Raw genomic sequence first — 13,825 nt, forward strand, 5'->3', positions numbered from 1 at the left:
ATGTCGCGCAACAGACGGCGAGCACGGCGTGTACCGTTCGGAAAGTCGGCCACGCCCGGTGACGTGCGACTTTGTCCGCGTGGGATCGATGGATGGCGTCAGGCTGACGGTCATGATCCTGTCGTTCGGCTACCTGATTCTTCGTCAGGCACTGCGGTTGATCATCCTGTTGAATCGCGGCGGGCACGCCAACGCGGTCGAGGTGCTCGTGCTGCGGCACCAAGTCGCGGTCCTGCGTCGGCAGGTACGCCGGCTGGATCTGGCGGCCGCCGAATCATCAACCCCGCCGCGACATCGTCGACGCGATCCGCCACCTCGACCGCAGCTTGCCGCCCTTGGTCGGGGCGTGCTCCTCGGTCCACACGGCCTGCTGCACGCGCGGTGCTGATGGCGGTGCGGCGTTCGGGTTCGGTGCGGCCGTGCCACGAAGTGGGCAGACGAAGCCGATGATAGCCCACCGCCTGCACAACGTCACCTCGATCGCGTCGACCTTGCACCAAAATGGTCGATACATACCGATCACCACCACTCCTTGGACTTGCCCAAAAGACAAATCTCGACCCTGCATAACCACTGCCCGGAAGGGCGACGGGCGGGAGTCCGAGGACCTCCCCACGAGGCGACTCCAGGGGGCGCGTTTTGTCATATGCGCCCGATATCGTCGCCACGCATCCGCATCACCTGCTCACGGAGGGTCAAAACATATGGTTGGTTCCGCGCTTGACACCGTCTCTGCGGATGAGGCCCGTGCCCGGCTCGCCGACCAGCTGATCGCCAACGGGTGGATCAGTTCGCCGGCGGTGGAGGCGGCGTTTCGCCGGGTGCCGCGACATCTGTTCGCGACCGACGGCGTCAGCGTCGAGGCCGCATACGCCGATAACGTCGTCGTCACCAGACCCGGCCCGGACGGACGCGCGACGAGTTCGATCTCCGCGCCGTGGCTGCAGGCCTACATGCTGGAGCAAGCCAGGCTGGCACCCGGTGCCCGGGTCCTTGAAGTCGGCTCCGGCGGCTACAACGCCGCGCTGGTCGCCGACGTCGTCGGCCCGGACGGCACGGTCGTCACCGTCGACATCGACGCCGACGTCGTCGACCGCGCCCGTACCGGCTTGGACCGTGCCGGCTACCCGCAGGTGACGGTGGTACACGGCGACGGCGAGTACGCACACCAGCCCAGCGCCCCGTACGACGCCATCATCGTCACCGTGGAGACACCGGACCTTCCCCCGGCCTGGCTCGACCAACTCACCCCAGAGGGTGTTCTCATCGTGCCGCTGCGGATACGCGGCATGACCCGGTGCCTCACCCTGCGACGCCACGAGGATCATCTTCTCGCCACCGCGGCCCTGCAATGCGGGTTCGTACCGATGCAGGGCAACGGACGCCAGCCCACCTGCCGCCCGGCCCTGCACGGCGACGACGTCGTCCTGATCCTGGACGACACCACCACCGAGGTGAACCCGGACGCACTCGCCGCGGCGCTGCACTCCCCGCGGCGGGAGACCTGGTCGCCGGTCACCATCACGATGCAGGAAGGCTCATCCTTCGAGTCACTGCACCTGTGGCTGGCCAGCCAACCCCGGCCCTTCGGCACCCTCGCCGTCGACCGCGAACGCGCCGCCGGCCTGGTCGACCCGCAAGACCGGTTCTTCTGCCCGACCCTACTCACGGCCGACAGCTTCGCCTACCTCGCGATGCGCAAGCTCGACGACACCACCTGGCAGTTCGGCGTCCACGGCTTCGGACCCGACGCCGACACCCTCACCGCCGACATGCTCGACCTCATCACGGTCTGGGAACACGACCACCGGCACCACCCCGGTCCGACGATCACCGTGCACCCCACCGGCACACACCCGCCGAAACCCGATGGACCCCAGCTGCTCGTGACCCGCCGCCACGCCACGACCGCCGTCACCTGGCCCGCCCCAGGCAACCCGCGATGACCACCGACCCGCCGCACGTCGAACGACTCTCGCCCCAGTTCCCGGCCATCGTCATCGTGCGCGGAAACTCGGCAAGCGGAAAGACGACCGCAGCCCGAGAAGCACGACACCGCTACGGGCGCGGCTGCGCCCTGCTGGAACAGGACTACCTACGCAGAACCATCCTGAGGGAGCACGACAGCACCCACATCCAGCCGGTCGCCCCAGCGTTCATCACCGCGACCGCCCGCACCGCCCTCGACCTGGGCTACCACGTCATCCTCGAAGGCATCCTGCACACCGAACGCTACGCCACGGTCCTGCTCCAACTCATCGACAGTCATCCCGGACCGGTCGCCGTGTTCTACCTGGACGTCTCATTCGACGAAACCGCCCGCCGCCACCTCAACCGCACCGAGCCCATCCCCGTGACCCCTGACGAGATGCGCCGCTGGTACGCCCATCGCGACCTGCTCGGCGGCCCCGGCGAAACGGTCATCGGCGAAACCAGCACCTTCGAGCAAACGGTCACCACCATCCTGCACGCCAGCGGCCTCACCGCCGTGACACCGCAGACGCCATGCCCACGGCGGTGCCGGCGCTGCGCCCACGAATCCGACCAGGCCGCTGCCACCACCGCAGCAGGCAGGTGACCCATCGTGCGGACGGGCGGCGCGTGAACCGACGATGAAGCCGAGGTAGTCGTCGTCGAGATCGCGCAGGTTGATCGAGGCTCGACGTGGACGCTAACCGGTTCACAGTGGCCCACCACCCGCCTGCCCCTGTCCGCCCCCGGACGACCTGGCCATGTCGCAGGCCAAATCCTCAGTGTCTGCCAGCGACTCACCGCGACCAGCCCACCGCCGCCACTGCCCTACCCGTAGCACAATGTGACTCAGCGGAACGAGGGCCGACCACAACGATTGTTGGGGCGAACCATGGTGAACGACGAGCTGCGGCATGAGCTGCTAGCCCGTGCGGATGAGGACCAGCGTGTCCGGAAGGCCGCAGGTGAGCGGGCAGGGCCCGGCGGGGAGATCCCCGACGACCTCGCCCGGGAGTGGACGCGGGTCGACGAACGTAACACCGCCCGGTTGGCCGAGATCGTCAGCGAGCACGGGTGGCCCACCCGCAGTCTTATCGGCGACGACGGTGCCAACGCCGCCTGGCTGCTGGCCCAACACGCCGACCACGACCTGGACCAGCAGAAGCGCTTCCTCGACCTCATGCGCGCCGCCGTAGCCGCGAACGAGGCCAGCGCCGTCGACCTGGCCTACCTGACTGACCGGGTAGCCACACACGCCGGCCAGCCGCAAATCTACGGCACCCAACTGCGCCCCGGCCCAGACGGCCGGCTGACGGCATACCCGATCGCCGACTCCGACACGGTTGACCAGCGGCGAGCCGCACTCGGCCTTGACCCATTGGTCGACTACATCGCGGCCAGCCTGCAAAGGTAGGCAGGGCGCCAGGTGGGCACGCGAACCCCGCAGACGCGACGGCCAAGCGGGCAGACGACGGAACGCCAACACCACCAACGCATCCAGCAGACGCACCGCTCGTCCTGCCGACAGGGCTGCGGCAAGGCCTCGTGGGACGTGGCGAAGGACGGTAAGGGTGAGTCTTGACGAGGTCGCTGCCGGGCTGCAGACCGTGCTCGAACAGATCGCTCGGCAACGCGCCTGCCTGGCCGCCACCGTTTCCTCGGTCAACGCCGCATCGAACCGGCTACAAGCCGTCACCGCCGGCAGCGATCACATCCTCGTACGACAGGCCCTCGCGGCGGCGGCAGCCTCCACCACGCGACTGAGTGAGGCAGACCGTCACCTTGCCGAAGCAACGATGGCGATCATCGAGTACGGGAAGGCCATCGGCGTCGTCCTCGCCCTGCCCCGGGACAGTGCACCGCCGGCGGCGGCAGCGGCATCAACGCGGCCTGAAGCAGCGGGTAGCCGGCGTGAGGTCAGCCCGCAGCCGCGGGCGGCGGCTGAGACTGCGTCCGGCCAGTCAACACCGGCGGGTGACGCCGCGCCGGCTCCATACGTGCCGGGGTTCCTGGAATCCTTGCCCGTGCGCCGGTCGGCGGACGCCCCGACCAACGGGGTAATCACCACGACGGACGGCGAGAGGATCAGTGATGTGCACAGCGGCAAGGGCGGGCCGGGTAAGGGCGGCCCCGGCCTCCGTCCGCCGTTCAAGCACTACGTGTCCGCCCTCGACCATGCCGAAGGCCACGCGGCAGCGCTGATGCGCACCCGTGGCCTCACAGCAGCCACCCTGTACCTGAACAACACGCCATGCGTGGAACCGATGGGCTGTGACCGGGTTCTACCGTATGTGCTGCCGAAAGACACGACACTCACCGTCTACGGCCCGAACCGGTATGTCACCGTGTACCAGGGCAACGGAAAGGGGTTGGCATGAGCAGCGAGCCGGTCACGGTCTCCTACGATCGCGCCGAGCCGGTGGCCATCGACCGGCTCGACGACCTCGACACGCTACTCGACCGGATAGCCGCCACCCCCGAGTACCAGCGGTTCCCCGTCATGGTGTCACTGGAGACCAGCGACAAGGAACACGTCCTGGAAGTCTGCCTAGGCCGGCACGACCTCAGCGTCCTGGTCTGGCATCACACGTTCGTCGAGATCGCCGCCAGCAAAGGCACGCTCGACCAGCCCGCCGATCTTGCCTACAACTTCGGCGGTTCCCGCACCGACGCCTACGACAATTCGGCCATTCCCGTGACCACCGCGCGGCAGGCCGTGCAGGAGTTCTTCACCACCAACGGCCAACGGCCCACCTGCCTCGACTGGCAGACACCCAGCTACGACGAGCAGGACGAGCCAGCCAAGGGCTGACGCTCCTCCCCACTGGCAGCCATCACCGAGGCGAACTGCCTCCTGCAGGTGCCGGACATCGCATACCCGGAGAACGGCAGCAGGTGGTGGGCACACACCGAGGTGAACGAGATGTCGCGCGACAACCACCTGGTCACCGCCCTGCGTCTCGCCAAAGCACACGGCGACAGACACTTCGGCTCGCCTACATCGTCGCTCTGCTCACCGCCCCAAGCCCTCGACCTTGAAGAACGCCGCCTCGTCATCCAGCTTCTCCGCGATCGATGGGTCCACGTTGCTACCGCCGACGTCGAGCTACCCGAAGGACGCCATCTCGACCATCGCATCCTCCGCACCGCAGCCCTTGGCACCGCCTACTCGGCCTCATGGCGAATTGACCGAATCGGCGCCCGTGTGGGTGGCGAGCGGAAGGGATTTCGCTGCGCACAGGCGGAGACGCCCTGGCGACGGTCCTTCAGGGCTCAACTGGGGCGTACGGCGGCTTTCAGCACTGGTACCGGGCGTCAGTCCTGCGGGAGTTTCTGTAGATCCGTGGTCATTCGGGTGGCCACGCCAGCGTCCATTTCCGCTCCGAACCCAAACGACCACGCGCCGCTGCGTAGGTTCTCAACGGTTCGTGTCAGGGCGCGTCGCGCGTGGACGACGCTCTCGTCGCTCCAGAGGACGGAGACACCGTGAGGTGCCGGGTGGTGCTTCTCCAATGCCTCACCGACGAGGGTCAGCCCGTTGCTCGCATCGTCGAGGACTCCGATCGCATCCCACTTGTCGCTGTCTCCGCGCATAAGCTGCTCGTGGTTCAGGCTTACGCAGCGGACCGCTTGGGCGAGTGACGCCACGAGCTGACCAGTGGCTTCGAGGCTGATCACTGCGGGTGAAGCGTCTGCAACTTCTCGTTTCTGCGCCTCGTCTGCTCGCGCGAGGTCCTTTACCATAGCGGCGACATCGATGGTATCGAGGTAGGTGCGTACGATCGTCTCCTCACGCACGCCGAGACCACTCGCCATGATCTGAACCATGTCGGCCACAGCGTCCTCCGCAGCGGCCGGTGCCAGGGTGAGTCCCTGCGCCCGGCATTCATCTCGAAGTCGTTCGACCATCTGCCGGAACTGCGCACGCTTACGCACCTGCTCCACCCTTCTGAGTGTCCACCGGCGCACGCGATCCCGAGTCGAGGAAACGATCGCCGGTGGCAGTCTGTGGTTTGTCGGCCGTCCCGCCGCCCCTCGCATCAGGACGATCGTCGACACCCCGCGCGGGGGGCCGTAGCTCGGGGTGTCGACCAGGATAATGCTCGACGGGGTCCGACGGGGACCCACCGGCAGGACTCGAGAGGACCGGCCCATGCCGAAAAAGCGCACGCCTCGCCAGCGCCTCGCCGCCCAGCAGCGAGCACGTCTACAACGACGTGAACTGGCCAGGCAGGAGGAGTTCCGGGAGCAACACGCCCGGAAGATCCTGGAGCGCCAGGGAGACCCCCGGTTCGTCCAGCGCACACGGCACCCGGACGGCACCGCAACTCTCACCTGGGACAGCGAATCCGGCCTGGGCCAGGAGATGCGCGAAGGGTTCCAGGCCCAGCGCGAGGCGTTCCGCGCGAAGTTCGGCCGAGACCCGGGACCGGAAGATCCGGTGTTCTTCGACCCGGACGCGGACGAGCCCACCCCGATGGGCAAGCGGCACTGGGACGAGGACCCGACCGCGATGATCGCCGCCGCCGAGGAAACCGGGGTCGATCCGGCGTTCATCCACGCCTGGCGGGAGGTCGGCTACATCGTCACCAGCGAAAACGAGCACCTGTTCAGCGCGACCGAGGTACAGGCCTACCACGACGCCGTCGCCCGACACCAAGACGACGATGACGATGAGATCGACTTCTTCGACAGCGTCGAGTTCGGCGCCGAGGGCCTCCGTGAACTCGTCAACGAGACAATCAGCACTCCGTCCGACGAGCCCGCCTGGCGGATCCCGGAGGCGCTCGAAGCCGCCGACGACCCGGAGGCCGCAGGCCTGGCAGCCAGCACCATGATCGCGGTGCTGATGATGTGGCTGACCGGCGCGAAGGAGAGGGCGAACGGCGACCTGGCTGGTCCGGCGATGGAGTGGATCCGGGAGCATCTGGGAGGCGAGGCGGCCGACTATGCCTTCCAACTCGCCGGCCTCCTGGGCAGTCCTCTCGCCCCGAATACCACGTTCGATGAAGCTTTCAAGCGGTTGGGCGACGCGTTCCTGCCCGCGTTGGTGTGGCTCGTGGCGGGCATGGTCGCTACACAGGCGAACGGCGAGGTGGAGTGGCTCAGCCAGTTCGATCCCGAGCCGAATGCGGATTGAAGCGACACCGTGTGGAGGACCGGCTGATGGTCAACAGCCCGTACGACGGCGGGGCCGACCGCGACGATCGTGAGGATCAGGCCGAGGCGGTTGCGGCGGTCGAGTCCGTTCTGGGTGGCGCGCAGGTTGAGATCCGAACCGCCGGGGGACTGGCGGCGCTGATGGCGAGGCTGCCGGCGGAGACTCCGATCAGCGTGGCCACCCACGCCCGCATCGATCGCGACCTGACGCTCGACGAGGTGGAGGACCGAGCCGCCGCCGTGGCGACAGCCCTTCCCGTCCTCGTGCCCCAGAACGGCGGCCCTACGGCGCACGTTGGAGAGCACCAAGGTGGGCTGCGGCCCGCGGCCGGCGTCGAACTCGGCGCGGTCATCGTGGCCGAGGACGCGCAGGTGCCGGACCGGACCAGAGCCTTCTGCCCGTACTGGCAGGCCGTGGAGGCCAAGCATGACGACGACGCCGTAGGCCTGTTCGACGCGCACAACGAGCTGCTCACCTTCGTCGCCGAAACGTTGGAAGGCGACGTCCAGGCCATCCTGCACGAGCGGGTCCCCGACGACGACCTGCGCGAGCAGATGCGGATTGAGGGGCAGCGGCTCCGCCACACCATCGACCGCCTGACCGCGCTCGGCAACAGGGTCAACACCTACCTGCGCGGCGAACGGAGGGAAGCGCGCTGAGCCGACAGAACGGGAAAGGCGGCAAACAGCGATGAGGACCAAACCAGGCTCCGCACCTTATCCATCCTCGCGGTCACCGCATGGCATGTTGCTCGTCGAGTACGGGTGGCGAACCCGCTCGTCCGGCCGTGCCGTTCGGCCTGCGGTCAGGTGTCCTCGATCGGGACATGCCCGCGAACATGTACGCCTCATCGCGAACCCGTACTGATCGCGTACCCCGCAGTAGACCGGGCGCAAACACGACGGGTCGGCAAGGCATTGCCCTCTTCCGCATTGCGCTCGTCTGACGCTCATGCAAACTATATCCCATTTTAGGCGGGAGTTCCGGCCACCATGTCCACAGCGCCGACCGCGCTCAGCGCGCCGACCACGGGGGACGGCATGTATCTCGCCGGCCTGCGGCTCACGAACTTTCGCTCGTGTCGCGACGTGGAGATCAAGCTCCAGCCCGGCCTGACGCTACTCGTCGGCGACAACAACTCCGGCAAATCCAACGTCATCGACGCGATACGGCTGCTCACCACGCCACTGAGCGGGCGACGGGTCCGCTACCTGGAGGCCGACGACGTCTCCACCGGCGCGGACGGACCCATCGAGATCGTGGGCGAGTTCGATGGCCTGACGCGGTTCCAGCAAGGCCAGTACATCGGCGCGCTCGATCTCGCGACGAACAAGGCGTACTACATGACCCGATTCCGGCCGGACATGGACGTACCCCGCCGGTCCAAGGTGGAAAACCTAGTCGGCCGGGCCGCCGGGTCCGACGCCGAACCCGAGAAGCGGGACCAGATCAGGCACGTCTACCTGGCGCCGCTGCGCGACGCCAAGCGTGAGCTGGACTCCGCCACCGGCAACCGCATGGCGCTCATCATCAAGTACCTGACGAGCGAGGCGTCCCGCACGGACTTCCTCGACCAGGCGATCGACGGACTGCGCAAGCTCGAGGAACACGACGTCATCACCGGCACCCAGAAGCGGCTGCAGGAGCACGTCAGCGACCTCACCGATCCGGTCCGGGGACAGGTCATCGGTCTGAGCTTCCGCGATGTCCGGCTGCAGCGGCTCGCCCGTGGCCTTCGCCTGAAGATGGCCGAGCACGGCGTCGACCTCGCCGACATCGAGGACTCGGGCCTCGGCTACGCCAACCTGCTCTACATGGCGTCGGTCATCATCGAGCTACGTAACGCCCAGGACGCCGAGCTCACGCTCTTCCTCGTGGAGGAGCCGGAGGCCCACCTCCACCCGCAACTGCAGGCCGTGCTCCTGGACTACCTCCAAGAGCAGTCCGCCAAGTCGCTGCGCGACGACACCGACGGCCCGGCGGGTCGCATCCAGGTGGTCGCCACGACCCACTCGCCGAACCTGGCCAGCGCGGTGGGCATCCGCAGTATCGTGGTCCTGCGTACCCAGGAGACCCAGACCACCAAAGGGTCCCCGGTAGCTGAGGCCGAGGAAGCGCCGACCGGCGTCCAGCGCGGCACCGCCGCGATTGCCCTGTGCGACATCGACCTGACCGACGAGGAACGCCGCAAGATCGACCAGTATCTCGACGTCAGCCGCGCCGAGTTGCTGTTCACCCGGCGCGCGATCCTTGTGGAGGGTGTCTCCGAGGCCGTCATCCTGCCGCCGCTCGCACGCCACTGCGTCTTCGACAGGGCGGCGGCCGACTACGGGGCGAAGTGCCGCGAATTCCGGGCTGTGTCGATCATCAGCATCGGCAGCGTCGACTTCGGCCCCTACCTTAAGCTCCTCCTACAGCAGGTCAACGGCGTTCGGCTCGTCGACCGGCTGGTGGTCATCACCGACGGCGACCCCGACATCGATGACGAGGTCGACCAAGACGACGGTCTCGACGATGAGCCCGAGGCCGTCGAGCCGGAGACGGAGGACGAGCCGGCCGCCACACTCAGCCGCAAGGACCGGCTGGAAGAGATCGCCACCCAACTGGGCGCCGACTCAATCCTCGCCGTTTTCGCCGCCGAGTTCACCCTCGAGGCCGACCTGATGAACCCGTTCACGGTCAACGGCCCGCTGCTGGAGACCGCGTTCAAGCGACAGAAGCCCAGGTCGGGCAGATTCTGGAACACGCTCGCGATGAGCACGAACCCGGCGGAGGTCTTCTACCGCAAACTGCGCACCACCAAGCGGTACATCGGCAAGGGCGAGTTCGCTCATGACGTCGCCGAGCTGATCCAGAGCGGCGGCACGCTCAAGTGCCCCGCCTACCTCGCACAGGCCATCCAGTCGGCGATGCGGTAGGCGGGCATGGACGAGATCGACTTCTCGCCGGCGCAGCGCGCCCTCATCGACAAGCCGGGCAGCGTCTTCGTCCCGGCGTGCCCGGGCGCCGGGAAGACTCAGAGCATCGTCGAGCGCTTCACCCAGCGCCCCGGCGTTCCCGCCCGGCAGGGCGTCGCCCTGTTGTCGTTCACCAACGCGGCGATCAACGAGGCGCGTCAGCGGTGCGCCCAGCGGCCAGACCTCCTCACGGCCCCGAACTACGTCGGCACCATCGACGGCTTCATCAACCGGTTCATCGTCACGCCCCTGTACAAGGCGTTGACGGGCACGGTCCCCACGTTCAAGGACTCGTGGCACACCGTCCAGGGCACCACGTTCGGGGTGGCTGGGGTGCCGCTGGAGTTCCAGCTCGGCTGGTTCGCCTTCGACCACGACGGCGGCAACGCCCGGCTGGTCAGCCACCAGGTCCCGTACGCCCAGCGCAGCATCGTCACCAACCTCTCGGACTGGCAGCGGAATACGGCCAACACCAATGCCTCACGCCTGGCTCGCCGGTTCCTCGCGAATGGGGTGATGGACTGCGCGGCGACGCGGGTGCTGATGGAGCACTACCTCACCGACCCGACCAACCGGGCCCGGTTGGGCCAGCTGATGAGCGCCCGGTTCGGGTCGGTCATCGTCGACGAGGTACAGGACTGCGACAGCAGCGACATCTTCCTCATCAACTTCCTGCTGGACTTCGGCATCGAGACCGTCATGGTGGGCGACCTCGACCAGTCCATCTACGGCTTCCGCGGCTCCACCATCGAGGCGGTCCAGAACCTCGTCGGCCGAGTCCCCGAAGGAAGCCGGTTCGACGGCAACTACCGAAGCTCCCCGGCGATCTGCGCCGTCGTCAACAGCTTGCGCGCCGATACAGGCAGCGACATCCCGCTCGGGAAATGGAAGGACGACCAGTACCCCGTCGTGGTCCTGCCCGTGAGCGGGTTCGACCACGCTCGCTCGAAGATCATCGAGGTCGCCGGGTCGATGGGCTTCACCCACGAGGAAATCAGGGTGCTCGCCTACGGTGAGAAGGACGCCCGCGAGTGCGCCGGCGCCTCACCGCCGGGCGACAAAAGCGGCGGCAAACTCGTCCAGCTCGCCCAGGCCGCAGCGACCCTTCAAGATCTGCGCGCCAGCGCCTGGGCCCGGGCCCGGGCCCAGGCCATGCAGACGATCGAAGGCATCCTCCGCGGGCTCGGCCGCGACGACGACCGTGTGCTCGCCGACGCCGAGTTCCTCGGCTCCGTCGGACTCACCCCACGCACGTTCCGGGACGGTTGCCTGCGGCTCGTCAGCAGGGCCTCGCCCTTCGACGGCCCACCCAGCGCGTTCCGCGCCGAGATGCGCAACGGCATCAAGGCGTTGGGGTGGGACGGCTGGATCAACACCGGCGGCCTCCGCTCCCCGAACGGCGACACCTGGCCCGTCCTCATGATTGACGAACCCGATGCGCTCGACTGGTCGACGGTCCACGGCTTCAAGGGCCTCCAGGCAACGGTCACCGCAGTCGCGATCCCGCCGCTGCCGAGACGCGCCACCTCCGCCGACGGGGTCGGGCTCTGGAGCAAGGGCGATCCCGGCGAAAGCCGGCGGGTGCTGTACGTCGGCGCATCCCGCGCCCAGCGCCTTCTCATCCTGGTTACCGCCGACCTGCAAGTGCCCGCCGTAACGTCCTGCCTTCAACGGGATGCGGTGCCGTTCATGGTTGTCCAGAACACCCGAGACGCCAGGGCACGAGCCTGACACCCCAGCCTCAGCGCCGCAGTTTCATGGCCTCGACCGCGGGCAGATCGCGGGCCGCCGCGTTCCGCATCAGGTGCGGCCGAACCGCGACGCACCGGTTCTTCGCACACCATACGAAGGCCTCCACATCGCGCCGTCGGGCAAGCCTGGGCTTGAACCGCTTGGACGGCGAACTGACAGGCGGTGGTTACCCTCGAATTCGTGCCCGAGCCTTCCCTAGCATGTTCATGGTGACGATGCGCCCATCGGCCGGTTCCGGATTCTGGTCTTCGCCTGAGGCATGGCGGTACCGATCGTTCGTACGCCGCCGGCGTGTCAGGCGCATCGACGTGGGCGGGGAGCCCGAGGGTAAGGGCGAGCGGGGCCGCCGAGCGGCCCAGGAGTTCCAGCGGCAGGTGGCCGCACAACAGCGAGCTGCCGGCCACCGAGCGATGACCGGGCCAGTCGCGTTGGAACTTCGGTTCGTCTCGACGCGGCCGACACCGCCCGCGATTCACCGGATGGCGAAGTGGGCACTCGATGTCCTTGAACAGCCCGGTCCTACCGTCGCGCTGAGCGCCGATCGCCGGCCGCTGGTGTATCGCAACGACCGTCAGGTCAAGCTGCTGCACGTCTCTCTTGACCAGGCTTGGCCAGGAGATGGGCACCGGCCCGGACCCGAGGGCCCCAAGACGATCATCCATGCTCAGCCACTGCGAGACGCTGTCGAGGACCTACGCGTGTCCCACGAGTTGTCGACAGTCGGACAGCGGCACTTCATGGACCGAGACGTGTTCGGGGAGGACGAGGAAGACGATTACCCGCGCATCGGCCCGCCGGAGGAGTGGGACACGGAGGTACCGCAGCCGACTGGTGATCCTGCACGGGACCGGTTCAACAAGTCCCTGCTGGCGTGGAGTACCTACCAGAATCTTGAGCTTGCCCAGAAGCGGTTACTGATCGCGATGGACCGACTGGTGGATGGCGCGATGTGGTCCGCGCCCTACCAGATCTCGGCGTCGGGCGCAAGCGACGGCGACGGGACCCGGCGGCGGCCCGAGCTGCTCGATCTGGTCGAGCAGCACGAAACCGAGCCGTGGCAGGACCTGCTGTCGTTCCCATTGACGCTGCCGCTACCAAGCCTTCCGGAAAACACCGCCGATCGACGCACCTTCCGCGACGCCCTATACCTCAGCATGGAGGACTTTCGAGGTAAGTGGCCCATCCTGAAAAACCTAGTCGTCCCCATCAAGGTCACCATGTTGGTGGTGCCTCCGCAGCAGGGAAAGGACCTCGACAACCTCGCCCTCGACGTGCTCCCAGCGGTCCACGAGGTGCTTCGACCCCACATCGAGCCACGGCGCTTCACCCCCAGACTCCTTGCCGAGGGCGACCCGGCCGCCACGCAGACGAGACGGGAGCACGATCAAGCGCTCAAGCGGCTGAAGTCGCTCAACGTCCAGAGCGTCACCGCTTACCAGGTGGTCGAGCTGAAACGTCGCCCGGAACACCCGCCGCAAGGGCTTCTGAGGCTTACCCTCGGGCTCGGCGACGGGTACGACCATCACACCCAAAGCCTGTGGAAACGCACCGACAGACGGCTGTGGCGCAGGCTTCACGGGCTCTGACGAACGACCAAAACGGCGAGCACGGTCCGGCGTCCACCACCGTGACGGATCGACTCGGCATCGGGTGTCCACCCGTACGAGGGCAGCCCTGCACCTCAAGCCGTACCCGCCACTGGCGCTGACGGCCCGTTCCGAGTTTCCCGCTCGCTTCGAGATGTCGGACCGATCGGCTACTCTGCCGGCACTGCGAAGGTTATAGATCCCGTGCGGGAGTTCCCATGCAAAGTTACAGCTTCAAATTAGACATACGTCTCGGCGACCATTCCCTCGAAGGCTCCACCCTGACCTGCTGCAATCAATTCGACGGAAAAGAGACCTGGTCCCTGGACCTCCCAACAGTGCTTTGGATCCTGGAAAGGGTCGCTGCTGGCGAAGGAGATGCGCGAGAGATCCGAGAC

At 67.3% G+C, this 13,825-nt stretch carries 12 protein-coding genes; 11 read left to right on the plus strand and 1 reads right to left on the minus strand.

Translation table 11 applies throughout. The features are described 5' to 3' along the window. The first annotated feature begins 112 nt into the window (after positions 1-112). From EDC02_RS25040 to EDC02_RS25065, 6 genes are all read left to right on the plus strand, one after another. On the plus strand, positions 113-388 hold the full coding sequence (locus tag EDC02_RS25040; RefSeq protein ID WP_123604054.1) for a hypothetical protein: 276 nt from the start codon (positions 113-115) through the stop codon (positions 386-388). Between the two features lie 316 nt (positions 389-704). After that, positions 705-1,946 carry a methyltransferase, FxLD system gene (fxlM, locus tag EDC02_RS25045; RefSeq protein WP_123604055.1) on the plus strand — a complete coding sequence of 414 codons (1,242 nt, stop codon included), beginning with the start codon at positions 705-707 and terminating at the stop codon, positions 1,944-1,946. Further along, positions 1,943-2,578 (plus strand): AAA family ATPase, encoded by a 636-nt coding sequence (locus EDC02_RS25050; RefSeq protein WP_123604056.1) that lies wholly within the window; start codon positions 1,943-1,945, stop codon positions 2,576-2,578. The genes fxlM and EDC02_RS25050 overlap by 4 nt, the downstream gene beginning before the upstream one ends. A gap of 285 nt (positions 2,579-2,863) precedes the next feature. Next, positions 2,864-3,385, plus strand: coding sequence for a DUF6624 domain-containing protein (locus EDC02_RS25055; protein WP_123604057.1), 522 nt, complete (start codon positions 2,864-2,866; stop codon positions 3,383-3,385). Positions 3,386-3,542: 157 nt separating this feature from the next. Further along, positions 3,543-4,349, plus strand: coding sequence for a DddA-like double-stranded DNA deaminase toxin (locus tag EDC02_RS25060; protein WP_123604058.1), 807 nt, complete (start codon positions 3,543-3,545; stop codon positions 4,347-4,349). After that, the gene (locus EDC02_RS25065; protein ID WP_123604059.1) at positions 4,346-4,783 is read left to right on the plus strand and encodes an Imm1 family immunity protein; all 438 of its coding nucleotides are present in this window, start codon (positions 4,346-4,348) and stop codon (positions 4,781-4,783) included. Before EDC02_RS25060 ends, EDC02_RS25065 begins: the two co-directional genes overlap by 4 nt. A 503-nt stretch (positions 4,784-5,286) precedes the next feature. Here EDC02_RS25065 and EDC02_RS41880 read toward each other — a convergent pair. After that, positions 5,287-5,916, minus strand: coding sequence for a hypothetical protein (locus EDC02_RS41880; protein WP_233606282.1), 630 nt, complete (start codon positions 5,914-5,916; stop codon positions 5,287-5,289). 208 nt (positions 5,917-6,124) lie between these two features. Here EDC02_RS41880 and EDC02_RS25080 point away from each other — a divergent pair, with 208 nt between their 5' ends. From EDC02_RS25080 to EDC02_RS25100, 5 genes are all read left to right on the plus strand, one after another. Beyond that, positions 6,125-7,111 (plus strand): hypothetical protein, encoded by a 987-nt coding sequence (locus EDC02_RS25080; protein WP_123604061.1) that lies wholly within the window; start codon positions 6,125-6,127, stop codon positions 7,109-7,111. 11 nt (positions 7,112-7,122) lie between these two features. Then, complete coding sequence (locus EDC02_RS25085) at positions 7,123-7,791, plus strand: hypothetical protein (RefSeq protein ID WP_123604062.1); 669 nt, start codon at positions 7,123-7,125, stop codon at positions 7,789-7,791. Positions 7,792-8,124: 333 nt separating this feature from the next. Next, complete coding sequence (locus EDC02_RS25090) at positions 8,125-10,050, plus strand: ATP-dependent endonuclease (protein WP_123604063.1); 1,926 nt, start codon at positions 8,125-8,127, stop codon at positions 10,048-10,050. 6 nt (positions 10,051-10,056) lie between these two features. Next, positions 10,057-11,820, plus strand: a complete 1,764-nt coding sequence (locus EDC02_RS25095) for a UvrD-helicase domain-containing protein (RefSeq protein WP_123604064.1) — start codon at positions 10,057-10,059, stop codon at positions 11,818-11,820. 221 nt (positions 11,821-12,041) lie between these two features. Continuing rightward, complete coding sequence (locus EDC02_RS25100) at positions 12,042-13,427, plus strand: hypothetical protein (RefSeq protein ID WP_148083613.1); 1,386 nt, start codon at positions 12,042-12,044, stop codon at positions 13,425-13,427. Positions 13,428-13,825: the final 398 nt, after the last annotated feature.

It is taken from the genome of Micromonospora sp. Llam0 (assembly GCF_003751085.1).
Lineage (GTDB): Bacteria > Actinomycetota > Actinomycetes > Mycobacteriales > Micromonosporaceae > Micromonospora_E.